The organism is Oscillibacter sp. ER4 (assembly GCF_000765235.1).
In the GTDB taxonomy this organism is placed as follows: Bacteria; Bacillota; Clostridia; order Oscillospirales; family Oscillospiraceae; genus Hominicoprocola; species Hominicoprocola fusiformis.
In genome coordinates, this window is record NZ_JPJG01000131.1 from 1 (window position 1) to 529 (window position 529).

The 529-nt window shown below is 48.8% G+C and carries 1 protein-coding gene; it reads right to left on the reverse strand.

Annotation, left to right across the window (positions count from 1 at the left end; all coding sequences use genetic code 11):
* The coding region (locus tag NI20_RS15490) for an IS3 family transposase (protein WP_242843010.1) at positions 1–433 on the reverse strand (433 nt) is incomplete at its 3' end.
* Between the last annotated feature and the right edge of the window lie 96 nt (positions 434–529).

Consider the following 529-nt stretch of genomic DNA (forward strand, 5'->3'; position numbering starts at 1 on the left):
CGCTGCTGTGCAGATCGAGAATTGGGGACAGGTAGAGCTTTTCTCCGAACAGGCTGAACTCCGTCACATCTGTAACCCACTTCTGGTTCGGCCTGTCCGCATGGAAGTCCCGATTCAGCAAGTTTGGTGCGATTTTGCCGACTTCGCCCTTGTAAGAACGATACTTTTTCGTTCGGACACGGCAAACCAAGCTCAGTTCCTTCATAAGCCGCTGGACCGTCTTGTGATTTAAGGGCAGCTTACGGTTACGCAATTCTGCCGTGATCCGGCGATAGCCGTATCTTCCTTTGTTTTCATGATAAATTGCCGTGATTTCTTCCTTCACAGATGCGTATTTGTCCGCTTTCTGCATCTGTTTCAAATGATAATAGAAGGTCGCACGCGGCAGTTGAGCGATTGATAAAAGAATGTTGAGTGCGTGTTTTTGCCTCAGCTTCTGAACTACCAGCGTTTTTTGCGCTGGCGTCGCTCGTCTTCCAAAACCAAGGCTTGCAAGTTTTTTAGGTATTCATTCTCCGCACGCAGTCGC